The organism is Parahalioglobus pacificus (assembly GCF_014652275.1).
GTDB classification, from domain to species: domain Bacteria; phylum Pseudomonadota; class Gammaproteobacteria; order Pseudomonadales; family Halieaceae; genus Parahalioglobus; species Parahalioglobus pacificus.
This window is the reverse complement of sequence record NZ_BMYM01000002.1, coordinates 159,997-186,530: the sequence shown is the minus strand read 5'-3', so window position 1 is coordinate 186,530 and position 26,534 is coordinate 159,997. Positions and strand designations below refer to the sequence as shown.

26 protein-coding genes are annotated in these 26,534 nt (G+C 58.8%); 9 read left to right on the top strand and 17 right to left on the bottom strand.

Annotated elements, in window-relative coordinates; all coding sequences use genetic code 11:
• Window positions 1–98 precede the first annotated feature (98 nt).
• The 6 genes from IE089_RS09590 to IE089_RS09565 all read left to right on the top strand — a co-directional run bounded on the left by IE089_RS09590 (window position 99) and on the right by IE089_RS09565 (window position 5,406).
• Complete coding sequence (locus IE089_RS09590; protein WP_189477599.1) at window positions 99–704, top strand: sigma-70 family RNA polymerase sigma factor; 606 nt, start codon at window positions 99–101, stop codon at window positions 702–704.
• 5 nt (window positions 705–709) lie between these two features.
• Window positions 710–1,375: a ChrR family anti-sigma-E factor gene (locus tag IE089_RS09585; protein ID WP_189477598.1), complete on the top strand. Its 666-nt coding sequence runs from the start codon at window positions 710–712 to the stop codon at window positions 1,373–1,375.
• 248 nt (window positions 1,376–1,623) lie between these two features.
• Window positions 1,624–2,766: a Re/Si-specific NAD(P)(+) transhydrogenase subunit alpha gene (locus tag IE089_RS09580; protein WP_189477597.1), complete on the top strand. Its 1,143-nt coding sequence runs from the start codon at window positions 1,624–1,626 to the stop codon at window positions 2,764–2,766.
• A 1-nt stretch (window position 2,767) separates the two neighbouring features.
• Window positions 2,768–3,055, top strand: a complete 288-nt coding sequence (locus tag IE089_RS09575; protein ID WP_189477596.1) for an NAD(P) transhydrogenase subunit alpha part 2 — start codon at window positions 2,768–2,770, stop codon at window positions 3,053–3,055.
• A 3-nt stretch (window positions 3,056–3,058) separates the two neighbouring features.
• Window positions 3,059–4,414, top strand: coding sequence for an NAD(P)(+) transhydrogenase (Re/Si-specific) subunit beta (locus IE089_RS09570; RefSeq protein ID WP_189477595.1), 1,356 nt, complete (start codon window positions 3,059–3,061; stop codon window positions 4,412–4,414).
• A 146-nt stretch (window positions 4,415–4,560) separates the two neighbouring features.
• A complete protein-coding gene (locus IE089_RS09565) occupies window positions 4,561–5,406 on the top strand; it encodes a hemerythrin domain-containing protein (protein ID WP_229802699.1) in 846 nt (281 codons plus the stop codon).
• A 25-nt stretch (window positions 5,407–5,431) separates the two neighbouring features.
• Here IE089_RS09565 and IE089_RS09560 read toward each other — a convergent pair whose 3' ends face one another.
• Window positions 5,432–7,252: an ABC transporter transmembrane domain-containing protein gene (locus IE089_RS09560; protein WP_189477594.1), complete on the bottom strand. Its 1,821-nt coding sequence runs from the start codon at window positions 7,250–7,252 to the stop codon at window positions 5,432–5,434.
• The gene (locus tag IE089_RS09555) at window positions 7,252–9,063 is read right to left on the bottom strand and encodes a mechanosensitive ion channel family protein (RefSeq protein WP_189477593.1); all 1,812 of its coding nucleotides are present in this window, start codon (window positions 9,061–9,063) and stop codon (window positions 7,252–7,254) included. Before IE089_RS09555 ends, IE089_RS09560 begins: the two co-directional genes overlap by 1 nt.
• A gap of 76 nt (window positions 9,064–9,139) precedes the next feature.
• Between IE089_RS09555 and IE089_RS09550 the strand changes: the two genes are divergently transcribed.
• Window positions 9,140–9,898, top strand: coding sequence for an SDR family NAD(P)-dependent oxidoreductase (locus IE089_RS09550; protein WP_189477592.1), 759 nt, complete (start codon window positions 9,140–9,142; stop codon window positions 9,896–9,898).
• A 26-nt stretch (window positions 9,899–9,924) separates the two neighbouring features.
• Here IE089_RS09550 and tatC read toward each other — a convergent pair whose 3' ends face one another.
• From tatC to IE089_RS09480, 14 genes are all read right to left on the bottom strand, one after another.
• The gene (tatC, locus tag IE089_RS09545; RefSeq protein WP_189477591.1) at window positions 9,925–10,680 is read right to left on the bottom strand and encodes a twin-arginine translocase subunit TatC; all 756 of its coding nucleotides are present in this window, start codon (window positions 10,678–10,680) and stop codon (window positions 9,925–9,927) included.
• A 23-nt stretch (window positions 10,681–10,703) separates the two neighbouring features.
• Complete coding sequence (gene tatB, locus IE089_RS09540) at window positions 10,704–11,057, bottom strand: Sec-independent protein translocase protein TatB (RefSeq protein ID WP_189477590.1); 354 nt, start codon at window positions 11,055–11,057, stop codon at window positions 10,704–10,706.
• A 9-nt stretch (window positions 11,058–11,066) separates the two neighbouring features.
• Window positions 11,067–11,282 carry a twin-arginine translocase TatA/TatE family subunit gene (tatA, locus tag IE089_RS09535; protein ID WP_189477589.1) on the bottom strand — a complete coding sequence of 72 codons (216 nt, stop codon included), beginning with the start codon at window positions 11,280–11,282 and terminating at the stop codon, window positions 11,067–11,069.
• Between the two features lie 15 nt (window positions 11,283–11,297).
• The gene (locus IE089_RS09530) at window positions 11,298–11,633 is read right to left on the bottom strand and encodes a phosphoribosyl-ATP diphosphatase (RefSeq protein WP_189477588.1); all 336 of its coding nucleotides are present in this window, start codon (window positions 11,631–11,633) and stop codon (window positions 11,298–11,300) included.
• Window positions 11,626–12,030, bottom strand: a complete 405-nt coding sequence (gene hisI / locus IE089_RS09525; RefSeq protein WP_189477587.1) for a phosphoribosyl-AMP cyclohydrolase — start codon at window positions 12,028–12,030, stop codon at window positions 11,626–11,628. Before hisI ends, IE089_RS09530 begins: the two co-directional genes overlap by 8 nt.
• A gap of 49 nt (window positions 12,031–12,079) precedes the next feature.
• On the bottom strand, window positions 12,080–13,729 hold the full coding sequence (gene ubiB / locus IE089_RS09520; RefSeq protein WP_189477586.1) for a ubiquinone biosynthesis regulatory protein kinase UbiB: 1,650 nt from the start codon (window positions 13,727–13,729) through the stop codon (window positions 12,080–12,082).
• A gap of 4 nt (window positions 13,730–13,733) precedes the next feature.
• The gene (locus IE089_RS09515; RefSeq protein WP_189477585.1) at window positions 13,734–14,375 is read right to left on the bottom strand and encodes a ubiquinone biosynthesis accessory factor UbiJ; all 642 of its coding nucleotides are present in this window, start codon (window positions 14,373–14,375) and stop codon (window positions 13,734–13,736) included.
• Window position 14,376: 1 nt separating this feature from the next.
• On the bottom strand, window positions 14,377–15,126 hold the full coding sequence (gene ubiE, locus IE089_RS09510) for a bifunctional demethylmenaquinone methyltransferase/2-methoxy-6-polyprenyl-1,4-benzoquinol methylase UbiE (RefSeq protein WP_189477584.1): 750 nt from the start codon (window positions 15,124–15,126) through the stop codon (window positions 14,377–14,379).
• Window positions 15,127–15,191: 65 nt separating this feature from the next.
• Complete coding sequence (locus IE089_RS09505) at window positions 15,192–15,581, bottom strand: gamma-butyrobetaine hydroxylase family protein (RefSeq protein WP_189477583.1); 390 nt, start codon at window positions 15,579–15,581, stop codon at window positions 15,192–15,194.
• A gap of 9 nt (window positions 15,582–15,590) precedes the next feature.
• A complete protein-coding gene (hslU, locus tag IE089_RS09500; RefSeq protein WP_189477582.1) occupies window positions 15,591–16,910 on the bottom strand; it encodes an ATP-dependent protease ATPase subunit HslU in 1,320 nt (439 codons plus the stop codon).
• 24 nt (window positions 16,911–16,934) lie between these two features.
• Window positions 16,935–17,474 (bottom strand): ATP-dependent protease subunit HslV, encoded by a 540-nt coding sequence (gene hslV, locus IE089_RS09495; RefSeq protein ID WP_189477581.1) that lies wholly within the window; start codon window positions 17,472–17,474, stop codon window positions 16,935–16,937.
• 83 nt (window positions 17,475–17,557) lie between these two features.
• Window positions 17,558–18,175, bottom strand: a complete 618-nt coding sequence (locus IE089_RS09490; RefSeq protein WP_229802698.1) for an SPOR domain-containing protein — start codon at window positions 18,173–18,175, stop codon at window positions 17,558–17,560.
• 3 nt (window positions 18,176–18,178) lie between these two features.
• A complete protein-coding gene (gene argS / locus IE089_RS09485; RefSeq protein WP_189477580.1) occupies window positions 18,179–19,864 on the bottom strand; it encodes an arginine--tRNA ligase in 1,686 nt (561 codons plus the stop codon).
• 89 nt (window positions 19,865–19,953) lie between these two features.
• Window positions 19,954–22,146 (bottom strand): primosomal protein N', encoded by a 2,193-nt coding sequence (locus IE089_RS09480; RefSeq protein ID WP_189477579.1) that lies wholly within the window; start codon window positions 22,144–22,146, stop codon window positions 19,954–19,956.
• A gap of 201 nt (window positions 22,147–22,347) precedes the next feature.
• Between IE089_RS09480 and rpmE the strand changes: the two genes are divergently transcribed.
• Together rpmE and IE089_RS09470 are read left to right on the top strand one after the other, a co-directional pair.
• Window positions 22,348–22,563, top strand: a complete 216-nt coding sequence (rpmE, locus tag IE089_RS09475; protein WP_189477578.1) for a 50S ribosomal protein L31 — start codon at window positions 22,348–22,350, stop codon at window positions 22,561–22,563.
• Between the two features lie 152 nt (window positions 22,564–22,715).
• Window positions 22,716–23,981 (top strand): malic enzyme-like NAD(P)-binding protein, encoded by a 1,266-nt coding sequence (locus IE089_RS09470; protein WP_189477577.1) that lies wholly within the window; start codon window positions 22,716–22,718, stop codon window positions 23,979–23,981.
• A gap of 45 nt (window positions 23,982–24,026) precedes the next feature.
• On the opposite strand, the gene IE089_RS09465 is transcribed toward IE089_RS09470, so the two are convergent.
• A complete protein-coding gene (locus tag IE089_RS09465) occupies window positions 24,027–26,465 on the bottom strand; it encodes a penicillin-binding protein 1A (protein ID WP_189477576.1) in 2,439 nt (812 codons plus the stop codon).
• Window positions 26,466–26,534: the final 69 nt, after the last annotated feature.

Genomic DNA, 26,534 nt, shown 5'->3' with positions numbered 1-26,534 from the left:
CCAGATTACGCCTGCAGTCTGTTAACGGATCAGGCAGAAATTGGTTGATCTGTGACCAATAACCCCGCGTATACTGTGGAGATCAGGGGAGATACGGAATGCATATTGTGGAGAATCAGGGAGGCGGGTCCGGTTGGCAAGCGCCTACAGGTCGCCGCACTGACGAGTGGAGCGAGTGCCTCACGCTGATAGCCGCAAACGAGGATCGCGCTGCGTTTACGCGATTATTTCGTCATTTTGCGCCGCTGATAAAGGCGTTTGCGCTGTCGGGCTCCAGTTTATCGGCGGCCCACGCGGATGAGCTGGTGCAGGAAGTGATGTTAAAAGTTTGGCAAAAAGCCGCAGCCTTTAATCCGGAAAAGGCCGCAGCAAGTACATGGGTATATACGATTGCGCGTAACTGCCGAACAGACATGTTCCGCCGTTTGCAAAAGTTCGATACCCCGCTGGCGGCAGAGGACTTTACGCCAGAGCAGGAGGGCGAGGAGCCCTTCGCGGTATTGCAAAGTCGCCGCAGCGGCGATCGCATTCGCGATTTGATGGATCAGTTGCCCTCCGATCAGGCACAGATCCTCGCGAAGGTTTATATGGAAGGCAAGTCTCACGCCGAGGCTGCCGGAGAGTTGGATCTGCCTTTGGGCACCGTGAAGTCACGGGTGCGACTGGCAATCCAGAAACTTCAAGTTCACATGGAAAAGCAGTAACACGTATGGCTAAGTTTCATCCGAGTATTGATTTGCTCACCGAGTACGCAGCGGGCAATCTCCCGTTGGCGCAGTCGGCCTGCGTTGCCGCCCACCTCAATTACTGCGAAAGCTGTCAGCGCACCGCGGTACAGTTGCAGGAGGCCGGCAGTGCGCTGTTCGGTGCCCTGGATCCGGTTCCGGTAGGCGACAGTGTCCTCGACAGCGTGCTTGCACGTTTGGACGAAGATGCGCCACTGAGCTATGCCCAGGCTCCCGAGGCCGACCAGACAGAGGTCGGTAGAACGCCTGCCATTCTCCAGCGGCTGATGAAGGGCGATTTCTCTGAGTTGGTGTGGCGCAAGGTGACAGAATCACTGCGCATCAGCTACCTCAAGACGGGTGATCCCGGCTACGAGTTCGCGCTGTATCACATTAAGGCCGGTGGCAAGATTCCCGATCATGATCACCGTGGTTCTGAGATGACCCTTGTGCTGCAGGGCGGTTTCTCTGACGCCAACGGCAGCTATCATGAGGGTGACTTTATTTACCGCGCCGCCAACGATACGCATGCGCCTACGGCACTGCAGTCAGAAGACTGCATTTGTCTGGCAGTACTCGATGCGCCCTTGAAGTTCACCAACTGGAAGTACCGCTGGATGAACCCGTTCCTGCAGCTGCGCGCCGGTTAGGTATTTGGCGGTTTGAAAAGACCCGCCTGCTGGTGGGTTTTTTTTGCCTGCGGTTTGGCCATTTGACGCATCTATTGCTATAGATAGTTACATTCGCAGTATGAATAACGCCCATCCACCCCTGGCCATGAAGTGCTGTGCTACAGTCTTTCGCCCTCACGGATAATCACGTGAGGTCTTAGCCTCCGCAGAGAGGCAGCACGGCATTAAGCCGTGCCTATTACTACAGCTACACGGGAACCACCGCTATGCGCCTTGCCATTCCCAGGGAAACACTACCCGGCGAAAACCGGGTTCCTATCATCCCTGATATAGCCAAAAAACTGTGCCGATTGGGCGCTGACGTCGATGTCGAGAGCGGCATGGGCGACAGTGCCGGCTTCAGCGACCAGGACTACATTGATGCAGGTGCATCCATTGTTACTGACCGCGCTGCCCTGTTCGGCTCTGCAGATGTACTACTTCGCATTCACAAGCCCAGCCACGATGAAATCGCCCTGATGAAGCCGGGCTGTATCCACATCAGCTTCCTCGATCCGTTCAATGAGCACGATCTGGTCACGGCCTTGAAAGAGCGCGGTGTGACCGCGATCAGCATGGAGATGATTCCCCGGACCACACGCAGCCAGAAGATGGATGCCTTGAGCTCTCAGGCTAACCTCGCCGGGTATGTGATGGTGATGAAGGCCGCGAGCTACTTGCCCCGCATTCTGCCCATGATGATGACGCCTGCCGGCACACTGAAGCCTGCCAATGTCTTCGTCATCGGTGCCGGTGTTGCCGGCCTGCAGGCCATCGCGACGGCCAAGCGCCTGGGCGCAAAGGTGACAGCGTTTGATACGCGCCCGGTGGTTGCTGAGCAGGTGCAGTCACTGGGGGCCAAGTTCCTGGAGATCGACCTGGGTGAGACGGGTGAAACCGCCGGTGGCTACGCCAAAGAGCTTACGCCCGAGCAGGTGGAGATGCAGCGTCAGGCGCAAAAGGACGTGATCGCCAAGTCCGATGTGGTGATTACCACCGCTCAGGTATTCGGCCGTAAGCCGCCGGTACTGGTGACCAGTGACATGATCGAAGGCATGGCCACTGGCTCTGTGATCGTCGATATGGCCGCCGAGACGGGCGGTAATGTGGAAGGATCCGTGCCCGGTGAGGTCGTGAACATTGCCGGTGTCCAACTCATTGGCACGGGCAACTGGTCCAGCGATGTTGCCCGCGATGCGAGCCAGATGTACGCCTCGAACCTCTTCAACCTGGTGGAAGACAACTGGGACGAAGAGCAGAAGCTATTCAAGGTCGACTTCGAAGACGACATCCTGCCGGGGTGCATCATCACCCATGGCGGCGAGGTGGTGCACGACACCATCAAGAACCTGATGGCAGGAGGGCAGTAATATGATTCCCGCAGAAGTATTCCTTACGTTCATTCTGATGTTGTCCATCTTCCTGGGCTTCGAACTAATCAACAAAGTGCCCGCTACCCTGCACACACCCTTGATGTCTGGCGCCAATGCGATCTCCGGTATCACTGTTGTTGGTGCCGTGAGCCTGGCAGGCACCGGCCAACAGGACCTTGCCAACTGGCTGGGTGCTGCGGCCGTTGCCCTGGCCAGCATCAACGTTGTGGGTGGTTACCTGGTGACCGACCGCATGCTGGCCATGTTTAAGAAGAAGGAGGGTTGATCGATGCAAACATTGATTCAATTCGCCTTCGTCCTGTCGGCGGCACTGTTTATTTTTGGTCTGAAGCAGCTGGGCTCTCCGGCTACGGCCCGGCGCGGCAACCTGATTTCAGCCATTGGCATGCTGATTGCCATTGTGGCCGCGCTGATGGATCAAGGCATTGTCGATTACCGTTTCATTCTCGCCGGCTTCGTTGTTGGTGGTGTGATTGGAGCGCTGGCTGCGCGCATGGTAGCGATGACCTCCATGCCGGAGATGGTTGCACTGTTTAACGGATTTGGCGGCATGGCCAGCCTGTTGGTGGGTATGGCCGCGTTGACCCCTAATGCAGCCACCTTCACGCTGGTGACGATTGTGCTGTCGATTTTGATCGGTGGCCTTACGTTCACCGGCTCCCTAATTGCCTACGGCAAGCTCAGCGAGAGAATCGGCAGTGGCGCTGTCATGTTCGTGGGCCAGCAGTTCGTGAACAGCCTGATTGTACTGGGTATTCTCGGTAGCGCCGTTATGTTCTGCCTGCAGCCCGATCAGGCGCACTGGCTCTACCTGGTGGTCGGCCTGTCACTGGTGTTCGGCATCATGGCAGTCATACCCATCGGCGGGGCCGACATGCCGGTGGTGATCTCGCTGCTGAACTCCTACTCGGGCCTCGCGGCCTGTGCAGCAGGCTTTGCCGTGGACAACAATATCCTCATTGTGGCGGGGTCCCTGGTGGGTGCCAGCGGCATTATTCTGACCCAGATCATGTGTAAGGCCATGAATCGCTCGCTGGCCAATGTGCTGTTCTCAGGATTTGGCAGCGGCAAGGTTGAGACCACCGAAGTTGAGGGTGAGATCAAGCCTATCAGTGTGGACGACGCTTACTACGTGCTGGAGGCTGCTACCAATGTGGCCATCATTCCCGGCTACGGTATGGCGGTTGCCCAGGCGCAGCACGTGGTAAAAGAGCTTACTGAGTTGCTGGAGGAAAACGGTGCCGAGGTTAACTTTGGTATCCATCCGGTCGCCGGGCGTATGCCGGGTCATATGAACGTACTGCTGGCGGAAGCCGATGTGCCCTATGACCAGTTGCTGGAAATGGACGATATCAACCCTCGCATGGAAAACGTAGATGTTGCCATCGTGATCGGAGCCAACGACGTGGTGAACCCGGCTGCTCGCGAGGTGGAATCATCACCTATCTACGGCATGCCCGTGATCAATGTGGACTCTGCGCGCACGGTCTTTGTGCTTAAGCGTTCCATGGCCTCCGGCTTCGCCGGCATCGAGAATCCTCTGTTCTACAAGGACAATACCCGGATGCTATTCGGCGATGCCAAGGAATCCATTGGCGGCTTGATCCGGGAATTTGGCAGCTAAACGCTGCCTAACCCTTGAAACGCCGGCCCTGTGCCGGCGTTTTTCGTTGGGCCAATACCTGCGCCAGATCAATCAGCACGCTTCTATCTGCCCCTATAATGATGCGTAACAGGGCGCTACTCGTACGCCTTTCAGGAGACAGTGTTATGGCCAGAACAGTCGCACCCGGTTACGAACGCGCAGCGTGGACCAAGGCAGCGCCTGTTGCGGGCGCAGAGCCACCGACGATCACTGCGCTTAAGGCGGAGCACCGCCACGTGGCCGCTATCATGGCATTGATGAGCGATCAGCTGGATGCCATAGAGCGCGGGGAATTGGCGGAGACACACGTACTCTACGAGACCATGCACTACATGGTGAGCTGGCCTGATCAGTTCCATCACCCCCGAGAGGACCTCATTTACGGTTTGGTGGCCGAATTAAACGGGGAGGCCGCCGACAACGTTGACAGTCTCCAGCGTGAACACGATGAGATGGCCAAACGCGGCCGTGAATTGCTGGGCATTATTCAGGATTGGCGCGATGGCACCGCTAGCGGTGCAACCGTGGTCCAGAATGGTCGGGACTATATTCAGCAGACCTACCGTCACATGAACAGCGAAGAGCAACTGGTGTTTCCGCAAATTGCGGCGGTGCTGTCACCCGCCGATTGGCGCGAGTTGGCCGCCAGTGATCAGCTCAGGCCGATGGGAGATCCGGTTTTCGGACCGCGCGTCCAACGAGAGTTTCGCAACATGGCGCGCAAACTCCGCCGTGGCGAGCGCGGTGCTATGACTGAGTGGATAGGCATAGACGCTCTGCTGGAGTCGGTGAATGTAGTTTCTATGGCGGCTGACAGCAGCCGCAGCCTCACCGGCGAGCATGCTCGCCGCGCGTGGGACGAATCCATGTCGATTCTGAAAGAAAAGCCGCTTACCGCGCCCTGGCGTTGCGCTCTTAACAACACCCGCATTAGTCTGGATTTAATGGGTGAGCTTGCTGGCGTGTCCTGAGATGCCCTGGGTGACCTGAGGCAGGTCAACCAGGCGCGTAAAGATCGACTACGTCTGCTGAATCGGGTGGACTAGCACTGGAGGCCTCGGCTACTGGCTCTTCCCTGAATTGAAGGCTGGCCAGACGCGCGTACAGCGCACAGTCGCGCAACAACTCACTGTGAGTGCCGGTGGCTACAATCTCGCCCTGATCGACCACCGCAATACGGTCGGCATGCAAAATCGTCGACAGTCGATGAGCAATGATAACCGTGGTGCGGTCCTGCATCAGATTCTCCAGTGCTTGCTGTACGTGGTATTCGCTCTCTGTATCCAGCGCGCTGGTTGCCTCGTCCAGCAGCAGTATGGGCGCGTCATTCAGAATGGCGCGCGCCAGCGCGATCCGCTGTCGTTGCCCGCCGGATAAGCGCACACCCTGCTCCCCAAGATGACTCCCATAACCCTCTGGCAGTGCAGTGATGAAGTCGTGGCAGTGAGCAGCTTTAGCAGCCGCTTCGACCTCCGCATCGCTGGCATCCGGTTTGCCGTAAGCAATGTTGTAGCGCACATCGGCTGTGAAGAGGGCAGGCAGCTGTGATACCAGCGCGGTTTGCTGACGCAACTGGGCCAGGCTGAGCTCGCGCACATCCCTGCCATCCAGCGTTACGGAGCCCTGCTGCGGGTCGTAGAAGCGCTGCAGTAGTTCGAAGATAGTGGATTTGCCGCCACCCGAAGGCCCAACCAATGCCAGGCTTCGCCCGGGCTGAATATCCAGTGACAGCGCTTTCAGTGCCGGTTGCTCGGGGCGTGCCGGGTAAGCAAATACGACATCGCGAAGCGCGATCGCGGGCTGGGCCGGCAAGGCTGCTTCCGAGCCGGTATCAATAATGTTGCTGCGCGTGTGCAGCAGATCCAGTAGGCGTTCTGCTGCACCTGCGGCCCGCTGCAACTCCCCCCACACTTCAGAAACGGTGCTGAATCCACTGCCCACCATTATGGCGTAAAAGGCGAAAGCCACCAGTTCACCGCCGGTCATGGTGCCACCGATAACGTCTTGCCCGCCGGACCACATCATCGCGCTGATACCCGAGAAGACCATCAGTATCACGCCGCAGATCAGCAGTGCCCGTTGGCGAATACGGCGCCTGGCAATAGCAAAGGCCTGCTCCACCTCCGTCTCAAATGCCGCGAGTTCCTGTACTTCGCGTGTATAGCTCTGCACGGTCTTAATGTGCTGTATCGCCTCGCCCGCATAGCTGCCCACGCTGGCGATGCTGTCCTGGCTTTTGTTCGACAGACTGCGTACGCGACGACCGTAGATCAGCAGGGGTATCAAGATAGCCGGCACGCTGGCGGTGACGATCAGACTGAGATGGAAATTGGTGATAAACATAAGCGTCAGCGCACCCGTGAGGGTTAGGCTGGAGCGCATGGCCATGCTCAGGGACGAACCGATGATGGTTTGCAGCAGCGTGGTGTCTGTTGTCAGGCGCGACATGATCTCGCCTGAGCGGTTGGTCTCGAAGTAACCGGGGTGCAGCTCGATGATATTTGCGAAGACCGCTTTGCGGATATCAGCGCTAACACGCTCTCCCAACCAGGACACCAGGTAGAAACGCACAAATGTACCCACGGCAATGGCTACAGAGATAGTCATCAGTAAGGCGACGGCTGAGCGTAGGTCCTCCGAAGTGCCACCACCGAAGCCACTGTCAATCAATACCTGAAGGCCTTTGCCCAGTGACAGCGTTGCGCCGGCAGTGAACAACAGCGCACAGGCGGCGCCCGCCACGCGGCCCCGATACGGCTTCAGGAAAGCCAGTATGGTGCGCAGCGGTGCCAGGCTGCGGGATTTGGCTGCAGACATCAGCTGGTGCTGCCGCCAGAGGGGTAGGGTAGTGTGCCCGCCAATGCGACCTTTTCATCGTCCGTCAGGTCGGGGAAGGGCAGCTTGTCCTGGCTGCGCCAGTCTTCCAGCAAGGTTTCGATTTCTGACATCTTCTCGTCGCTAGCCTGGTGGAACTCGCGCAACTGCAGCACCTGGCCCGGGCCGCTGAAGATGGCGCCAGCCTCATGCACGCGTTCCACTATCTGAAGGTTCAGGTCTTCGGCGACGGCCAGGTAGTCCTGAAAGTCGGTCGTTGGAATGCCGGCGTCAATACGCAGCTTGGCCGTGGCCGCATCGATATGCTCAAAGCGGATGCTGACCGATTCTGGCAGTACCCTGGTGTGGGCATGGAACAGCTCACGGAGGTGGCCAAGAATGACGCGCAGCTGATCCGCGGTAGACATTTGCAGCTGCACTTCGCGGAAGTAGCGGAACCTGTCGCGCGATGTGTAGTTCTCTACCTCTACGGATGAGAATACCGAGTTTGGTACCACCAGCAGGGTGCGATTGAGCGTGCGAATCGTGGTAGAGCGCAGGCCGATTTCTTCAACAATGCCTTTCATATCGCCAAAGCGGCAGAAATCACCCGGCTTTACCGGCTGTGCGGTGTACAGGGTAATGGCCCCGATAACGTTCTCCATGGTTTTCTGCGCAGCCAGCGCGACCGCCAGAGAGCCAACACCCAGACCGGCGAGCACGGTGGTCATGTCGTAGCCGGCCTGATCGGCCCAAAACAGCACGATCAGCAGTATCACGACGAACTTGGCGATGGTGGTGAAGGGACGCAGCAGAGCGGCAAAATGCGCCTTGCCCTGGCGCTCCATCTTGCGCACATTGTAGTCGCGAACCAGAGATATAATGCCAAGGAATAGCACGGTGTAGGCGATGTAATCGAACCCTACCGATTCAAGGTATACCCGCGCCGTCAATGACAGTCCCAGGTAGCCAATCAGGTGTCTTGCGATGAACAGGAACAGGAAGAAGCGTAGTGAGTAGCGGCAGAAGTGGCGAATGCCACTGGGAAAGCCATTGGGTATCAGCAGCAGCACGCGCATGATCAGGTAGCTGACAAGCGCTGCCAGTGGCCAGGCGACGACGAAAAAGACAATAGTGGCCGCCAGCTGCCAGTTGTCCATGCCCATAAAGCGCACATCGGGCAATAGCTCGCTGAAATAAACAGCAATGGGGCTATAGCCGAGTTCTCCCCACATTTCCGGAATGCGCGCTACGGTAGCATTGGAAATTTTCCAGACCTTGCCGCCCTGACCGTCGGGTACGCGCTGTAGATAGATGGGTACCTCGCCGGTGCTAATGACAACGGTGCCCACCTGATCGCGGTAGCTGGGTAGCCCATCGTTTCTCTCGCCCTGAATGTCGTCGCTAAGGCGCGCGATATCGATGATGTTCTGCTGGCCGAATACGTAGCTCAGGGCTTTTAACAGGTCTTCCGGTTCCCACTCATCCATAGACTCCGGTAGATAACGCATATCCAGAAACTGCGCTGCGCGATCGATACGCTCTGCCCGCATCTCTTCGCGCAGGGCCAGCATGGCCTCCAAGGGAGTTATGCCGCGCAGCTCCCCTTTTGGACTGCTTTCGGACTTTTCCTGCACTAGTTTGTCTACCTGTTCCTCGCTTTCGAGGATGTCGCGCATCGATGCGTCGGGAGCGACCTCGACTTCCGCTGGCTTCGACTCCTCTGGTGCGGCTTCTTCGTCTTGAGCGAGAAGAAGTGGGCTGTGCAGCAGCAGAGCCAATAGCGGAATAAGTAGTTTTACTGTTGCGGACATCGGAGCGCCTCGTGTGTGCCGTACCGGCCTGACAGGTGCTAGTGTAAATCAAACTGGGCAAGGCGGAATTGGCACTATGGCAGGCAAGTTTGATGGGAAGGTGGTACTGGTAACGGGTGGCTCCCGCGGGCTAGGTCGGGCCATGTGCCTGGGTTTTGCGCGAGCTGGCGCCCGTGTTGTGGTCAGCAGCCGAAAATTAGAGGCATGTGAGGCCGTGGTGTCGCAAATTGTGGATGAAGGCGGACAGGCCTGCGCTATTGCGGCGCATGCGGGTCAGCCAGCGTCGCTGGATGCCTTGATTGATGCCGCCTACGCGGCCTACCAGCGTGTCGATATTCTCATCAACAACGCGGGCATCAATATTGGGATGGGCGGCCTATCCGATACGCCGGTCGCTATCTTCGACAAAATGGTCGACGTCAATCTTAAGGGTCCGTGGTACCTGGCATCACGGTTGGCGCCGCGAATGGCTGAACACGGTGGCGGTGCCATGATCAATGTGATTTCCGTTGCCGGTTTGTCGACGCCTGCCTATATGGGCATGTACGCCGCAACCAAGGCAGCGCTGAAAGCCCTGACAGAGGTGATGGCGCAGGAGTGGGCGCCCCTCAACATTCGCGTTAACGCGCTGGCCCCTGGCAGTTATCACTCAGACCTTACCGATGGCGCCATAGATGCGGTGCCAGGCATGGAGCAGGGCATGATAGAAGCCGCGTTGATTCCCCGCATTGCAGAGACTGAGGAAATACTCAGACCGGTGTTCTACCTCGCGTCTGAAGCTTTTGCGACCGGCACCACGCTGGTAGTCGATGGTGGATTGATGGCCAAGCGGTAGAAATCGTCCAGCGTTTTTGCGGGGCATCAGGCCGAGTCGGCGTCCTGATCCTTGCGCTTTTGGATGATGCGGCCAAACAGTACGCCGAACTCAAAAAGAATCCACATAGGGATGGCGAGCAGCGACTGCGAGATCACATCCGGAGGGGTGAGCAGCATTCCGAAGATGAAGCAGCCAACAATGATGTAGGGCCGCTTTTTCGCGAGATTATCGGCGGTGGTTATGCCTGCCCAGATCAGGATGACCGCGGCAATGGGAATCTCGAAGGCCAGGCCGAAGGCAAAGAACAGCTTGAGGACGAAGTCCAGGTAGCGATTGATGTCGGTCATGATGGTGATGTCCGCCGGCCCCACGCTGGTGAAGAACGCGAAGATCAACGGAAACACGACGAAGTAGGCAAAGGCGGCACCGGCATAGAACAGCAGGATGCTGGACACCAGTAGGGGGATAGCCAGTCGCTTTTCATTGCGATACATGCCAGGGGCGATGAACGCCCAGAGCTGGTAGAGCACCACCGGAATAGCCACGAACAGCGACGCTACTAAGGTGAGCTTGAAAGGCGTGAGGAAGGGAGAGGCTACCTCGGTGGCAATCATGCTGGCGCCCTCCGGCAAAATAGCCCGCAGCGGCTCAGAGACGAAGGCGTAGATTTCGTTGGCGAAGGGAAACAAGCCGATAAACACAATCAGTACGGCCAGCAAGGCGCGCAGCAGCCGATCACGCAGTTCAGTCAGATGCGCAACCAATGGCTGGGGTTTATCCAGTGATTCCTCAGTATCCACGGCGGTTAAGTCTGGTCGTCCTTCTAGTTATCGCTGGCCGGCTGTGTGGGACGGTTGTCGGCGACTTGAGTTTTTGAGCTTGGTGGCGCGATGCGATTACCGCCGTTGTCGTCCAGCGATTCGGCGGCACTGCGCAGGCTATCCCTGACCTGGTTAGCCTCCTGCTGCACCTGCTCCGAGGTTTTCTTCAGGTCCTGCAGGATCGCGTCGTTGTGCAGCTCCTGCTCTATTTCCTGGCGGATCTCGTTAAAACTGCGTTTGAAACGGCCCAGCCATAAGCTCACTGTGCGCACGGCGCCCGGCAGACGCTCTGGCCCAATGACCAACAGGCTGACCACGCCGATTATCAGTAGTTCGGCAAAGCCGATATCGAACATGGCTGATCGTTAGCCGTTCTTTTCGCTGCTGGCTTCGTCGGACTCAGCCGCGGCTTCCTCGGCGGGCTTATCGTTCTTGCCCTCATCCTGCATGCTGTTACGAAAGCCCTTCACGGCGCTGCCCAGATCGCTGCCCAGTGTGCGTAGCCGCTTGGTGCCAAACAGCATGATGACAATGGCCAGGATAATCAGTAACTGCCAAATGCTTATTCCACCGATACCCATAGTCGTCTCCTCTTGTTACCCGTTGGTGGCGCGGGACGCTTTTTCGTCCAGCCCGGAAATACCCTGACGCTTGGCCAGGCAGCTCAACACATCGGCTGCGCTAAGGTCTAGATGTGACAGCAATACCATGCAGTGGAACCACAGGTCTGCCACCTCACCCACCAGTGCATCGTTAGTACCGGTGCCCTGCGCATCTTTGGCGGCCAGAATTACCTCGGTGGCCTCTTCGCCGACCTTCTCGAGAATCTTGTTCAGACCACTTTCGTGCAGGCTGGCGACATAAGAGCTATCGGCAGCCGCGCCTTTGCGCTCTGCCAGTGTCGCCGTTAATTGTTGCAGTACGTCATTCATGGTTCTTGCCATACATCTCGTCAGGGTCGCGTTTTACGTCGGCGCACACCTGCCAACCGGTTTCGTCCAATTGGGTGAAAAAGCAATTGGCCCTGCCCGTGTGGCAGGCGATGCCGCCGACCTGTTCTACCTTCATCAGGATGGTATCGGCATCACAGTCTATACGCAGATCCTTCAGGTGCTGGACGTTGCCGGATTCCTCGCCCTTGCGCCACAACTTACCGCGGCTGCGTGACCAATAAACGGCACGCTGCTCTTCAATGGTGCAGGCCAGTGCCTGCGCGTTCATCCAGGCCAGCATCAGTACTTCACCCGTTTGCCAGTCCTGAGCGATCGCGGGCACCAGGCCTTTCTCGTTCCAGCTGACGCTGTCAGTCAATGTGCTGATATCGCGCATAGCAGCCTCCTCATCCACTTCCATTATCGCACAGGCGGGGAGTGACGGATCAGTCCTGCTTGCCGGTAGGCCAAAGCAGAAGCAGCGCCAGGCCAGTCAGCACCCAGCTCGCGGGCGGTGCTTCGAGCACTGCCGAGGTGGCATCGGGCACCGTGATGATGGCCGCCAGCGCACAGGCTAGCGCTGCCAAGTAGTAGCGGCGGCGTTTTCGCAGTGCATGTCGTGAGAGCCTCGCCTGTGCCTCCAATTCCTGTCGCTGTCTGTCATAGCGCTGCTGCATGTCCCGTGACTGCTGCAGGCTCTCGAACAGAGCGTCGGGGAGCTGGGGTAGCTGCTCTAACCAGGAAGGCGCCTGGCGTTGCAGTCGTTTGATGACTGACTGGGGTGAATAGCGCTCTTCGATCCAGTTCTCCAGGAAGGGTTGCGCGGTATCCCAGAGGTTGAGTTTTGGATACAGCTGTCTGCCAAGGCCTTCGATGTTGAGCAGCGTTTTTTGCAGCAGCACCAGCTGCGGCTGTACCTGCATATCGAACCTTCTGGCCGTGCGGAACAGGTAAATCAACAATTGCCCAAAGGAGATTTCGCTAATCGGTTTCTCAAAGATGGGCTCGCAAACGGCCCGCATGGCCGATTCGAAGTCCTGCAGACGGGTGTCAGGGGCTACCCAGCCACACTCCACGTGCAAGCGCGCCACCTCGTGGTAATCGCGTTGGAAAATAGCCAACAGGTTGCGGGCCAGATAGTACTGATCTGATTCGCTGAGGCTGCCGATGATGGCGCAGTCGATGGCGATGTAGCTGGGCTTGTCCGGGTCGCTGGCATCGACAAAGATATTGCCCGGGTGCATATCCGCGTGGAAGAAACTGTCGCGTAACACCTGTGTGAAGAATATTTCCACGCCGCGCTCGCCAAGTACCTTAAGATCGACCTTGCGCGCCTCAAGTTGCTGCATATCCGTGACAGGAATGCCGTAGATACGCTCCATAACCAGCACGTTATGGCGAGTGAAGTCCCAATGAACCTCTGGGACGTACAGCAGGTCGCTGCCCTCGAAATTGCGCCGCAGCTGTGATGCGTTGGCTGCCTCGCGCGCCAAATCGAGCTCATCAAGTATCGTGTGTTCGTAGTCATTGACGACTTCCACGGGGCGCAGCCGGGGGCCATCCGGCAGGTAGCGCTGCACCAGTCTGGCTAGGGTATACATCAGCGCTAGGTCTTTGCGAATCACTGCTTCGATGCCGGGCCGCACCACTTTGACGACAACTTCGCGCCCATCGTGGAGCGCGGCGCTGTGGACCTGGGCTACGGAGGCCGATGCCATCGGAGTGGTGTCGAAACGCGCAAAAAGGGTCTTCACACTTTGCCCCAGGGATTGCTCGATGAGGGCTACCGATTCACTTTCGGGGAAGGGGGCAACGTTGTCCTGAAGCTGCGCGAGGGCATCGGCGATATCCGTTGGCATCAGATCCCGACGGGTGGAGAGCAGTTGCCCGAACTTGATGAAAACAGGGCCCAGCTCTTCCAGGGCGTGGCGTAGCCGGTCGCCGCGACTGGCGGCAGGACTTGCTGTTAATCGCCAGGGGTTGATGGCAAGCAGCGCTCGCGCGGGCGCCGGCAGTCGCGAGGCATCCACAAACTCATCCAGACGGTACTTGCCGGCAACGCGTACGATGTGGGCCATGCGCCCCAGGCGAGACATTGACCTAGCCTGCCTGATCCAGTCGCTTGCGCAGGCGCTTGATCCGTGAATCCAGCCGGTCTACCTGCAGGTTCAGATCCTGCACGTCTCGGTAGAAGTCTTCCAGTTCCAGGCGCGGTGGGCTCAAGCGTGCTTCTTCATGAATAAACTCATCCAACTGGCGGCTCAGGCTGACGCCGACACGTTTGCCAAAGCTGAACCCGTTGCGTGCAATCTGTGCGACTTGATGACCGGCCACATCCCCGAATGTGTCGACCAGAGGTGCTTCCCAATCCACATCCAGTCGCCCGAGGATGGCCTGCAATTCAAGCAGTGGCGCACTATCACCTACCAGCTCCAGTGACCCGTTGATCAGGGTGGATGCGGGGTCCTGTGACCCCGCCAGCTCGGCGAAGTCGCCAGCGCTGCCACGGATTCTTGTGGCAACCGTACCCTCGTAGACGCTCATCAAGCGCACGCTGCCATCGTCCTGCGGCTGCAAATAGGCAATAAAGGGTGGGCTCTCGCACTCCAACGCGAACACACGTCCGCTCAGGGTTGTCAGTTCAGACTTACCTGCCGGGGCGAGGGATAAGCCGCGATTAAGCGCAGCCTCCAGCGCGGCGAGACCGGCGGAATGCAGCGCCGGGTCGAATAGCCGTTCCATGTCAGGATTTGACGCCGCGATGAACAGCGACGATGCCGCCTGTCATGTTGTGGAATTCACAGCGGCTGAAGCCCGCGTCTTCCATCATGTCGCGCAGGGTTTCCTGGTCGGGATGCATGCGAATGGATTCGGCCAGATACTGGTAACTCTCGCTGTCGTTGGCCACCAGCTTGCCCATCAGCGGCAGTAACTTGAACGAGTACGTGTCGTAGGCCTTGCTCAGTACCTCGTTGCCCGGCTTGGAAAACTCCAGCACCAACAGGCGGCCGCCGGGCTTGAGAACCCGCAGCATGGAGCGCAGTGCTCTGTCCTTGTCGGTCACGTTGCGCAAGCCGAAGGCAATGGTAATGCAGTCGAAGCTGTCGTCGGGGAAAGGCAGGTCCTGGGCGTCGGCCTGCACAAACTCAATGTTTCCGGCGTGGCCACCGTCGATGAGCTTGTCGCGACCTACCCTGAGCATTGAGTCGTTGATATCTGCAAGCACCACGCGCCCCTGATCGCCCACCAGATCGGCAAAGCGCGCGGCGAGGTCGCCGGTACCACCGGCGATATCCAACACAGCATTGCCGCGTCGCACGCCGCTGAGCTCGATGGTAAAGCGTTTCCAGATCCTATGAATTCCGCCGGACATCAGATCGTTCATCAGGTCGTAGCGCGCGGCTACCGAGTGAAAGACGCCGGCCACCATGCCCGCCTTGTCATCTTTATCGACGGTCTGGTAGCCAAAATGTGTTGTGTCTTTGTCGCTCATGCGCGTTATTCCAATGGAAAGCGGCAGGTATTGTAGCGCGGCAGGCTAGTTGGCGCGAAAGTCGCTCAGGGTTGGAATTGCACCACTTGCACGTCGGGGTCGCGCTGGGCGCCAGCGGCCTCCATGCGATTCAGGTAATCCTGCCAGCGTGCCTCTTGATGGGTACACAGGTCGTGCAGGTAGTCCCAGGCATACAGGCCGGTGTCGTGCCCATCGTCAAAGACCAGCTGCAGGGCATAGTGTCCTACGGGTTTTATCGCGTTGATGTTCACATGCATCTTGCCGGTCTGCAGGACTTCCTGACCGGGCCCGTGGCCCTTCACTTCCGCGGACGGGGAGTAGACGCGCAGGTATTCACAGCTGAGGCGGTAAGTCTCACCCTCGCCATAGTCCAATGACAACTCACGAGACTTGCTGTGCAGGTTGATGGCGACTGGGCGCTTCTCCGACGTCATGGCTGAAGCCTACAGTATGAAGCGCGACAGATCTTCGTCGGCCGAGAGCTCCGACAGCTGGCTGTCGACGTAGGCGGCATCGATCATCAGCCCGCCCTCGGCAACGCCGGCGTCCGCGGCGGTGAATGACGCATCGTCCAGCAGCCTTTCCATAACCGTGTGCAGTCGCCGTGCGCCGATGTTTTCGGTGCGCTCATTCACCTGCCAGGCCAGCTCTGCGATACGGCGCAAGCCGTCTTCACTGAAGTTCACCGTGAGGCCTTCAGTGGCCAGTAATGCCTGGTATTGCTCGGTGAGCGAGGCATTGGGCTCAGTCAGAATCCGCTCAAAATCTTCGGGTGAGAGCGCTGACAGCTCGACCCGAATCGGCAGCCTCCCTTGCAGCTCGGGAATTAGGTCTGAGGGCTTGGCGAGGTGAAACGCACCGGAGGCGATAAAGAGAATATGGTCGGTCTTTACCGTGCCATGTTTGGTCGTCACAGTGGAGCCTTCGATCAGCGGCAGTAAATCCCTCTGTACGCCCTCGCGAGACACATCTGCGCCGGCGCCCTCACTGCGTTTGGCAACTTTGTCCAACTCGTCCAGAAAAACGATGCCATTCTGTTCTACTGCGTCCAAGGCCTGTTGCTTGAGGTCTTCCTCATTCACCATTTTCGCGGCTTCTTCGTCACACAGCGCCTGAAACGCAGCCTTGACGGGCATCTTGCGAGTCTTGGATTGCTGTTTGGAAAGATTTGAGAACATGCTTTGCAGCTGGTTTGTCATTTCCTCCATGCCGGGCGGCGCCATGATTTCGACCCCGGCGCTGCTGCTGATCTCGACATCAATTTCCCTGTCGTCCAGGTCGCCTTCGCGCAGCTTTTTTCGCAGCAGCTGGCGGGTGCTGTTGCCGCTGTCTGCCATGGAATCTCGGGCGGCGGGCAGCAGAATATCCAGAACGCGATCTTCCGCGGCTTCTTCGGCCCGGAAACGCACCTTGGTCATTGCCTGCTCGCGGTGCATTTTTACCGACATATCCACGAGGTCGCGCACGATGGACTCCACATCGCGGCCCACATAGCCCACCTCGGTGAACTTTGTCGCTTCGACCTTTACGAAGGGTGCGTTGGCCAGTTTGGCCAGACGGCGCGCGATCTCTGTTTTACCCACGCCTGTTGGGCCAATCATCAGAATGTTCTTGGGTGATATCTCTGCACGCAGATCTTCGTCCAACTGCATACGGCGCCAACGATTACGCAGTGCAATAGCCACGGCGCGCTTGGCTTCCTGTTGGCCGATAATGTGCCTGTCCAGCTCGTGGACGATTTCGCGGGGGGTCATGTTCGACATAGTGTTTCCGTATGGCAGCGGGTGCTAGAAGTCCAGCTGCTCGATGGTCTGGTTGTGATTGGTGTAGATGCAGATGTCGCCGGCGATGGACAACCCCTTCTCGACGATTTGGCGTGCATCCAGTTCCGTGTTGTCCAGCAGGGCGCGAGCCGCCGCCTGGGCAAACGAGCCGCCGGAGCCGATGGCGATAAGATTGTCTTCTGGCTCGATGACGTCCCCATTACCGGAGATCACCAGCGAGGTGTCTTTGTCAGCCACGGCGAGCAGTGCCTCAAGGCGGCGCAATGAACGCTCGGTACGCCAGGCCTTGGCCAGTTCTACCGCTGCCCGAGTCAGGTGACCCTGATGCTTCTCTAACTGCGCTTCAAACAGTTCGAACAGGGTAAATGCATCCGCTGTGCCGCCAGCAAAGCCTGCCAGCACACGATCCCTATACAGGCGTCGCACTTTGCGGGCATTGCCTTTCATCACGGTATTGCCCATGGAAACCTGGCCGTCGCCACCGATAACCACGGTGTTACCCCGGCGAACGGAAAGAATGGTAGTGCCCCTGAACTGTTCCACTGGAATTCTCCTTGATACGTCGATCAGACATGGGGGCTGTACCCCAAATTTCAAGAGCGGCCAGGCTGGCCGCCGTGGGGGAATCAGCCGCGGTTGCGTTTGAGAAGCAGGGTGTCGATGTCGCCGCTGGCGGTAAGACTGCGGGCCTTGGACATGCTGGAACGGGAATCGAAGGGGCCAAGATAGACACGAAACCAGCGGCCGTTGTCGCCGTTGCTTTCCTCGACGGAGGGTTGCAAGCCCAGCAACAGTAGCTCGGCGCGGCGTCGATCTGCATCCTCACGTTGGCGGAAGGAGCCCGCTTGCAGGATGTACACTTCAGGGCTGGCGGCACTGCCTGTCCGCGGTGCTGTCACCTCGGCGGGGTCGACCTCGACGTCGATGGTCTGCTCCGGCAGCAGCGTGTAGAAGCTGAATTCCACCGGCGGTGCCGATTCTGCGGCCGGCTCCGGCGTTTCGGCAACGGTCTCTGGCTCAGATTCTCCGGGTAGCATGACAAGGTAGCCAACGAGGCAGGCAAACACTCCGGAAACAACCCCCGAGCCGTACCACTTCAGCGCACGGCCAAAATCACCGCCGCTACTCGCTGGTTTACGCTTGTTGGTCGCCGGCTTCCTGGTGGCGGCTTTGCGCTTGGCGGGCTTGCGAGCGGCGGTTTTTCGCCGTGTGCTGCCGCGTCCGCTGGCGTAGTCCTTTCCCATACCTTACATCGACTCCGGCGCGCTGACGCCCAACAGGTGCAGGCCATTGGCAATGACCTGGCGCACCGCCTCGCTTAAGGTGAGCCTGGCCGCGCGCAGGGACTCATCATCTACCAGCATCTTGTGGGCGTTGTAGTAGCTGTGGAAATCCGCAGCCAACTCGCGCAGGTAAGTTGCCACCGAGTGGGGTTCTGCTGCGCTGGCAGCTTGCGAAACCACCTCGGGGAACCTGTCCAGGCGACGCAGCAGGGCTTTCTCTGCGTCCTCCTCCAGCCGGTCCAGGTGTGCCAGCCCGTCGGATTTTTCCCAGCCGATACCCTGCTCGGCCAATTTGCGCACCACACTGCAAACACGCGCATGCGCGTACTGGATGTAATAGACCGGGTTGTCATTGCTCTGCGACAGCGCCAGATCGATATCAAAGGTCAACTGGGAGGTAGCTGCGCGGGCCACCAGGAAATAACGCGTGGCATCCCGACCGACTTCGTCGATCAAATCCCGCAGCGTCACATAGCTGCCGGCGCGTTTGGACAGCTTTACCTCTTCGCCGTCGCGCATCACCGTTACCATTTGGTGGAGAACGTAATCAGGCCAGCCTTCAGGGATGCCCGTATCCAGCGCCTGCAACCCGGCGCGCACGCGGGTGACGGTGCTGTGGTGATCGGCCCCTTGTTCATTTATGACGCGGGTGAAGCCGCGTTGCCATTTATTCAGGTGATAGGCGACGTCTGGCAGGAAATAGGTGTATCCACCTTCCGATTTCCGCATGACCCGGTCTTTGTCGTCACCGAACTCGGTGGTGCGCAGCCAGAGAGCGCCATCTTTTTCGTAGGTGTGTCCGCCGGCAATCAGGCGTTCTACGGTGGCCTCAACCTCGCCGCTGTTATAAAGGGAGGACTCAAGGAAGTAGACGTCGAAGTCCACCGCAAAAGCCTTGAGGTCCTGATCCTGCTCGCGGCGTAAATAGGCCACGGCGAAGTCGCGGATGGCGTCCAGGTTTTCGACGTCGCCCGCCGCTTCAACGTGGCGATCCTGGGCATCGACGGTGTCGCCGGCCCTGTACGCGTCGGCGACATCCTGAATATAGCCGCCAGCATAGCCATCGGCGGGCCACTCGGCGTCATCCGGCCCCAATCCGCGGCAACGCGCCTGCACGGACAGTGCGAGATTGGAAATCTGCTGGCCCGCGTCGTTGTAGTAAAACTCGCTGGATACATCCCAGCCGGTTGCGGCCATCAGTCGGCACAGGCTGTCGCCCACGGCCGCACCGCGCCCATGACCCACGTGCAGAGGACCCGTGGGGTTGGCGGACACAAATTCCACCTGCACTTTCTGGCCTTTGCCCGCGTCGCTGTGCCCGAAGCGCTCACCTGCGTCTAGGATCTTGTGCACCACGGCCTGGTTGGAGTCCTGCGACAGGAAGAAATTGATGAATCCTGGGCCCGCTATTTCGGTTTTCTCAACAAAGCGAGCGTCCGGCAGTGCCGCGCAGATCTTGGCGGCGACGTCACGCGGTGGTGCACCCGCTGCCTTTGCCAGAGTGAGTGCGATATTGCTGGCAAGGTCACCGTGGGCCTTGTCGCGCGTCCGATCAATCTGAATCGCGGGTGTGATATCGCTGGGCAGATCGCCCTGTGCTACCAGAGTCTCCAGCGAGGACTGGATAAGCTGTGAAAGTTCTTCCTTCATTGGGGTTTGGGATTACCTGAGGGTGAATACTGCCTTGCGGGCCAAGGCGCATTATCGCTTATCGCCACTTATGCTGGCAAAGGCTGAGCTCAGGTCACCTCGGTGGCGTCCACGTCGATGGACCATCTCAGATCACCGGCGCGCGGTTGTGATTCGGCACTGGCAACCAGGGCTAGTGCAATTTGGCGCAGTGACGCCCGGGAGTTCGCCAGCACCATCAGCTGAAAGCGAAACTTGCCCGCCCGCCGCGGCAGGGCAGAAGGCAGTGGCCCGATTAGGGTAATGCCCTGCGGATTGCCGGCTGCTCGCCGAACGCTATGCAGGAACTGCTCGGCGGCGGCGCCATCGGCGCTATCGCAGCGAAGCATGAACAGATATCCCAGAGGTGGCAGGCCGTTTTCCGAGCGCATCTCCAACAACTGCTTTGCCTGCTCGGCGTAGTTTTGTGTCATCAGGGCGGACAGCATGGGGTGGTCAGGGTGGTGCGTTTGCAGTAGCACCCTGCCTGGATCATCACTGCGTCCTGCCCGCCCTGCAACCTGGGTAATCATTTGGGCCATGCGTTCCTCACCCCGGAAGTCAGCGCTGAACAGCAGCGCGTCGGCATCAATGACGCCAACCAATGTCACACGCGGGAAATGGTGCCCTTTACTCAGCATTTGGGTGCCCACAAGAATGCAGGGCTCACCCGAGGCCACTGTGTCTAACAGGGCCTGCATGGCGCCGGCGTTGGCCATACTGTCGCTGTCTACCCGGTAAATGGGTGTATTTGGGAACTGTGCTGCGAGAGTCTCCTCAGCCTGCTCTGTACCCAGGCCATTAGTGAGCAGGGTTCGGCTTTTGCAAGACGGGCATTGCTGCGGCAGAGCCGCTGCAGCGCCGCAGTGGTGGCAGCGTAGTCGCCGCTGACGTCTGTGAACCGTCATGCGGGACTCGCAGGCCGTACATTGTGCGATCCAACCACAGTCGTGACACTGCAGGGTCGGTGCGTAACCGCGTCGGTTCAGAAACAGCAATACCTGGCCGCCAGCCGCCAGCGCCTGGCCGACAGCTTGCTCCAGCGGGGGCGATAAGCCGCCGCGCAAGGACTGGCCGCGAACATCAATGGCCTGTAGCGCAGGCAGATTGGCACCACCAGCGCGCTGGCTGAGCACCAGTTGGTGATAACGGCCAGAAGCCGCGTTGTGCAACGATTCCAGCGACGGTGTCGCGCTGCCCAGTACCACCGGGCATTCCTCCAACTGCGCACGCTTGATGGCCACATCTCTGGCGGAGTACCGGAACCCGTCCTGCTGTTTATAACTGCTGTCGTGCTCCTCATCGACCACCACGAGGCCGCAATTGGCCAGGGGGGTGAATACCGCCGAGCGTGTTCCGATCACGATATGGGCCAGGCCCTCCCGTGCCAGGGACCAGGCCTTTTCGCGCTCTTGATCGGCCAAACCCGAGTGCAAGCTGACAATGGTGGCATTAAACCGCAATTGGAATCGCTTGAGTGTTTGGGGCGTTAGGCCGATCTCCGGAATCAGCACCAACGCCTGCTGCCCGCGCTCAAGGCAGGCAGCGATGCCCTGTAAATACACCTCGGTTTTACCGCTGCCTGTAACCCCCTGGAGTAGCGAGCAGGAGAACTCGCCCAGGGCCTGGGTGATGGCCACAACGGCCAACTCTTGTTCGGTATTTAGATCAAGGCCCTGATGGCCAATTGGAGCAACCCGTTTGGGCGCAAGGTTAAGGGTCTTGATCAGCTGTTTATCCGCCAACGACTTGAGTACCGCACGGCTGATGCCGGCCTCTGAGAGCGCGGCGGTGCTGACAGGCCCTTCCCGGCGAAGTTTTTCGATGGCCAGGGCCTGTTTGGGTGAACGTTTCAGGGCGTCATCGGCAAGGCCCAGCCCTCGCGTGCTTAGTTGCCAAGCCGGCTCGCCCAAGGGCATCAGCGGCCTATCCCCACGCAAACGGGTGGGTAGTGCCAGGGGAAAGACTTCCCCCGGCGGATGTAAATAGTAGTTGGCTGCCCACTGGCATAAGGCAAACATTGTGGGTGGGATGAGGGGCGAATCCTCTAGCAGTGCCTTTGCGGGTTTTAACTTGTCCTGTGGCACTTCTGTCTCATCAACGACCGCAACCAGGATGCCGATAACATCGCGCCGCCCAAAGGGCACGCGCAGGCGCGACCCTGGTGCCAGTCCAGCGACAGATTCAGCGGGTAGATCCGCTGGTGGCAGGTAGTCGAACAGGCGGTGCAAAGGCGATGGCACGGCCACTCGAAGAAGCGACATGAGGACTCAGTAGGGCTTGTTAGTCGAATAGCGGGCTAGTGTAGCAAATGAAAAATTGGGCTTGCGCGGCCCGTTTCGTCTGGTAAGATGCCCGCCTATTTTTTGACCGGCAGGCGTGAAAAGGCGCTGATCCGGCTCCAAAATCCGGTGCGGTGCTCGACAAGAGATCGAGTGGCGGCGCCATTAGCCAGGAGCAATACCATGAAAGCTGATATCCACCCCAAGTACGAAACCATTACGGTTACCTGCAGCTGCGGCAACACCGTACAAACCCGCTCAACGCTGTGTGAAGACCTCCACATTGACGTCTGCTCGTCCTGCCACCCGTTCTTTACCGGTAAGCAGAAGATCGTTGACAGCGGCGGCCGCGTCGATCGCTTCAAGAAGCGTTTTGGCAGCCGGGGCGCCAAGCGCTAAGTGCAGCAGTAACACCCAAAACGCCGTCAATAGACGGCGTTTTTTTTGCTTGTCAGTTTTTCACGCTAGCGGGCTGGGCTGGTTGTTAGCCCACACCCTTTCCGCTACCCTCGTCGTCCGTTTTACCAGCCCAGTGCCCCGCGGTACCTATCATGTCTACTGATCTGAAACAGGCCTCGCTCGATTATCACGCGCAACCCGTACCCGGGAAAATCAGCGTGGAGCTCACCAAGCCGGCACAAACACAGCGCGATCTTTCTCTGGCCTACAGCCCGGGTGTTGCCGAGCCCTGCCGTGAGATCGCCAAAGACGCCGATCTCGCCTATCGCTACACCGGCAAGGGAAACCTGGTGGCCGTGATCAGTAACGGCAGCGCGGTGTTGGGGCTGGGCAACCTTGGGGCGCTTGCCAGCAAGCCGGTGATGGAGGGCAAGGCATTGCTGTTTAAGCGCTTCGCCGGAATCAATTCCATCGATATCGAAGTTGATACCGCTGACGCGGGCGAATTCATTGATACCGTTGAGCGTATTGCCGATACCTTCGGTGGCATCAATCTGGAAGACATCAAAGCGCCAGAGTGCTTCGAGATTGAAACAGCGTTGATCGAGCGCTGCAACATTCCGGTTTTCCACGATGACCAGCATGGCACCGCGATTGTGACCGCCGCCGGGCTGGTTAATGCCTTGGAGATCCAGGGCAAGCGGCTTGAAGATGCTGTGATCACCTGCTTGGGCGCGGGTGCCGCGGCCATTGCCTGTATGCGGCTGTTGGTGAGCCTGGGAGCGCGTCGCGAAAACATCTATATGCTGGACCGTCGTGGCGTTATCTACGCCGGACGTGAGGGCGTGAATCTGTATAAGCAGGAGTTTGCCAACGACACTGACAAGCGCAGCCTCGCTGATGCTGTAAACGGCGCCGATGCGTTTATTGGCCTGTCGGGAGCGGACTTGCTCAAACCCGAAATGCTGCAGTCGATGGCGGCCAAGCCGGTGGTTTTCGCCTGCTCCAATCCTGATCCTGAAATCAGCCCCGAATTGGCTATGGCCACACGGGATGATTTGATTATCGCTACGGGCCGCTCTGATTACCCCAACCAGGTAAATAACGTGTTGGGCTTTCCCTTCATTTTCCGGGGGGCTTTGGATGTGCACGCCACTGGTATTAATGAGGCAATGAAGGTGGCGGCGGTACGCGCATTGAGTGATCTGGCGCGGGAGCCTGTGCCTCAGGACGTGCTGGATGCGTTTGAGCTGGAGAGCCTGAGCTTTGGGCCGGAGTACATCATTCCCAAGCCCATGGATTGCCGCTTGCTGCCCCGATTAGCCACGGCCGTCGCACAGGCTGCGATTGACAGCGGTGTTGCCCGGGCAGATTTGCCTCAAGACTACGCCGCATACCTGGCCGAGATGGCTGGCTAAAGGTCACCGCTCCTTGAGGCCGCTTTTCGGCCCGCACAGTAGCCCCTAGTCGAAGATATCCTTCACCAGATCATCGTCCCGATTCTGGGCTGCGCCATTGTCGTCGCTAGTGTTTTGGCGCGGCGCGTATTCCTGCCGGAAGTATTCTTCTATCGAGCCTGATTCCCCGGGTCGCGCGAGCAAACCGGTGTCCGGATCGATGCGCACGGTGACGATGCCTGGCGGAACCTGAGGCTCTTCTACCGGTAAGCCCTGTAGCGCTTCACGCATATAGTCGATCCAGATGGGCAGCGCGGCGGTGCCGCCGAACTCGCGCCTACCCAGCGGCGTGTAGTTATCGAAACCCACCCATGTCGTGGTAACGACCTCAGGGCTGTAGCCAGAAAACCAGGCGTCCATCGGGCCATTGGTGGTACCGGTTTTTCCGGCGATATCGCTTCGCTCCAGCACCAATGCCCGACGACCGGTGCCGCGAGTAATCACGTCTCTCAGTATGCTATCCATAATAAAGCTGATTCGAGCGTCCATGACCCGGGGGGCGGGCGGTAGCCCATTATTGGGCGTGCTGGCCGCGAGAATTTGCTCCATGCTGAGTTCGCCATCATCGACGGTCGCAGCCGGCGCTTCGCAATCGGTGCATACTGTCAGCGGATCAGCGGTGAACACCGTGTCGCCGTCGTTGTCGTCGATGCGAGCGATCAAGTGCGGCTCCACCCGATAGCCGCCATTGGCGAGCACCGCGTAACCTGTGGCGACTTCCAGCGGCGTCATTGCATGGGTGCCCAGTGCCAAAGACAGGTTGGGAGAAAACTCTGCAGTGTTAAAGCCCAGCTGATCCACATAGCTAATGAGCGCGGGAATGCCCAGTTGTTGCAGCAGGCGAATCGAGACCAGGTTGCGGGACTTGGTGAGTGCCCAGCGCAGCCGGGTTGGCCCGTTAAAGGTGCCACCGTCATTTTCCGGTCGCCAGGTTTCCTCGAGGGAGGTGTCCTCCATCACCACGGGGGCATCATTGATGATGCTGGCTGCCGTGAAGCCCGCATCCAAAGCGGCGGCATAAAGGAAAGGTTTGAAGTTGGAGCCCGGCTGGCGCTGCGCCTGAATCGCGCGGTTGAACTTGCTGAGCTCAAAGCCCATGCCGCCAACGATACTGCGAATGGCACCGTTTGAGGGGTCTAGCGAGACCAGCGCCGCCTGCGCCGCCGGCACTTGGGCCAGTTCCCACTCATCCTCGTCATTGCGCGTCACGCGAATCAGGTCACCGACGGCGACAACATCGGCTGGTGCTTTGGGGGCCGCGCCGCGAGAGTTCTCTGTGCGGTAGCGACTGGCCTGGCGCAACCCATTCTCCCAGTAAATCTCCTGCTCACTGCCATCCTTTAACAGCACAGCAACCGCATCATCGTAAACAGCAGTCACGATCGCCGGCGGTAGCCCCGCGATCACCGGCATCTCTGTCAGGGCTTGCTCCCAGTCGGGTCGGCTCGGCGCAGGGACATTTGGGTCTGCTGGCGGCAGCTGCCGCTCGGGTCCACGGAATCCATGGCGTTTGTCGTAGGTAATCAGCCCGTCAATCACCGCTCGTTGAGCAACCTGCTGCAGGTCGCTGCTGATGGTGGTGTAGACGTGGTATCCATCGTTATAAGCGGCGATACCATAAAGCTGCAGCATCTCCTGGCGTGCCATTTCCGCCGCGTAATGGGCCGAAAACGCGAGCTGAGCGCCGTGGTGTGTGGCAGTTACCGGCTCGGTGGATGCGGTGTTGTAGGTCGCTTGATCGATATAGCCCAGAGTCAGCATCCGCCCGAGAATCCAGTTGCGACGCTCCATGCCCGCTTCAGGCCCGCTGATCGGATTATTGCGCGAGGGTGCCTTGGGAATTCCCGCCAGCATGGCGTACTGGGCCAGATTCAGCTCGCTGATCGATTTGCCGTAGTAGACCTGGGATGCCGCCTCGAAGCCGTAGGCCCTGTGCCCCAGGAATACACGGTTGAAGTAGAGCTCAAAGATTTCCTGCTTATCCAGTGCACGTTCGATTTCGATCGCCAGCAGAATCTCGTTGAACTTGCGCATGAAGGTGCGCTCAAGCGACAGGAAATAGTTGCGCGCCACCTGCATGGTGAGCGTACTGCCCCCTGAGCCCTTCTGGCCGGTGAGTACCAGCTCTGACACCGCGCGGGCCAGGCCCATGAAGTCGACGCCGCGATGATAGAAAAAGTTGTCATCCTCAGCCGCCAGCAGCGCCTCGATGAACGCCGGGGGTATCTCATCAAAGGGCAGCGGGGTGCGCTTTTGCTCGCCAAACTGGCCGATCAGATCGCCCTCCCGGGTGTACACCCGCATGGGCGTCTGCAGGCGCACATCTCGCAGTGTTTCAACGTCCGGCAGGTTGGGGCTGAGGTACAAATAGATGCCGGCCAACCCCCAGAGTCCGCCAAGGGTACCCAGAAGGGCGCTAATCAGAACAAATCGTAGGAATCTCAAGTTATCCCTTTACAAAACAGTGGCTTGTATTACCTTGAACAAGGCAGGGGGCGCTGCGTTTGGTAATTA

Coding starts and splice junctions, on each gene's coding strand:
- IE089_RS09590 (WP_189477599.1), top strand. CDS start 99: ATGCATATTGTGGAGAATCAGGGAGGCGGGTCCGGTTGGCAAGCGCCT.
- IE089_RS09585 (WP_189477598.1), top strand. CDS start 710: ATGGCTAAGTTTCATCCGAGTATTGATTTGCTCACCGAGTACGCAGCG.
- IE089_RS09580 (WP_189477597.1), top strand. CDS start 1,624: ATGCGCCTTGCCATTCCCAGGGAAACACTACCCGGCGAAAACCGGGTT.
- IE089_RS09575 (WP_189477596.1), top strand. CDS start 2,768: ATGATTCCCGCAGAAGTATTCCTTACGTTCATTCTGATGTTGTCCATC.
- IE089_RS09570 (WP_189477595.1), top strand. CDS start 3,059: ATGCAAACATTGATTCAATTCGCCTTCGTCCTGTCGGCGGCACTGTTT.
- IE089_RS09565 (WP_229802699.1), top strand. CDS start 4,561: ATGGCCAGAACAGTCGCACCCGGTTACGAACGCGCAGCGTGGACCAAG.
- IE089_RS09560 (WP_189477594.1), bottom strand. CDS start 7,252: ATGTCTGCAGCCAAATCCCGCAGCCTGGCACCGCTGCGCACCATACTG.
- IE089_RS09555 (WP_189477593.1), bottom strand. CDS start 9,063: ATGTCCGCAACAGTAAAACTACTTATTCCGCTATTGGCTCTGCTGCTG.
- IE089_RS09550 (WP_189477592.1), top strand. CDS start 9,140: ATGGCAGGCAAGTTTGATGGGAAGGTGGTACTGGTAACGGGTGGCTCC.
- tatB (WP_189477590.1), bottom strand. CDS start 11,057: ATGTTCGATATCGGCTTTGCCGAACTACTGATAATCGGCGTGGTCAGC.
- tatA (WP_189477589.1), bottom strand. CDS start 11,282: ATGGGTATCGGTGGAATAAGCATTTGGCAGTTACTGATTATCCTGGCC.
- IE089_RS09530 (WP_189477588.1), bottom strand. CDS start 11,633: ATGAATGACGTACTGCAACAATTAACGGCGACACTGGCAGAGCGCAAA.
- hisI (WP_189477587.1), bottom strand. CDS start 12,030: ATGCGCGATATCAGCACATTGACTGACAGCGTCAGCTGGAACGAGAAA.
- ubiB (WP_189477586.1), bottom strand. CDS start 13,729: ATGTCTCGCCTGGGGCGCATGGCCCACATCGTACGCGTTGCCGGCAAG.
- IE089_RS09515 (WP_189477585.1), bottom strand. CDS start 14,375: ATGGAACGGCTATTCGACCCGGCGCTGCATTCCGCCGGTCTCGCCGCG.
- ubiE (WP_189477584.1), bottom strand. CDS start 15,126: ATGAGCGACAAAGACACAACACATTTTGGCTACCAGACCGTCGATAAA.
- IE089_RS09505 (WP_189477583.1), bottom strand. CDS start 15,581: ATGACGTCGGAGAAGCGCCCAGTCGCCATCAACCTGCACAGCAAGTCT.
- hslU (WP_189477582.1), bottom strand. CDS start 16,910: ATGTCGAACATGACCCCCCGCGAAATCGTCCACGAGCTGGACAGGCAC.
- IE089_RS09490 (WP_229802698.1), bottom strand. CDS start 18,175: ATGGGAAAGGACTACGCCAGCGGACGCGGCAGCACACGGCGAAAAACC.
- argS (WP_189477580.1), bottom strand. CDS start 19,864: ATGAAGGAAGAACTTTCACAGCTTATCCAGTCCTCGCTGGAGACTCTG.
- IE089_RS09480 (WP_189477579.1), bottom strand. CDS start 22,146: ATGTCGCTTCTTCGAGTGGCCGTGCCATCGCCTTTGCACCGCCTGTTC.
- rpmE (WP_189477578.1), top strand. CDS start 22,348: ATGAAAGCTGATATCCACCCCAAGTACGAAACCATTACGGTTACCTGC.
- IE089_RS09470 (WP_189477577.1), top strand. CDS start 22,716: ATGTCTACTGATCTGAAACAGGCCTCGCTCGATTATCACGCGCAACCC.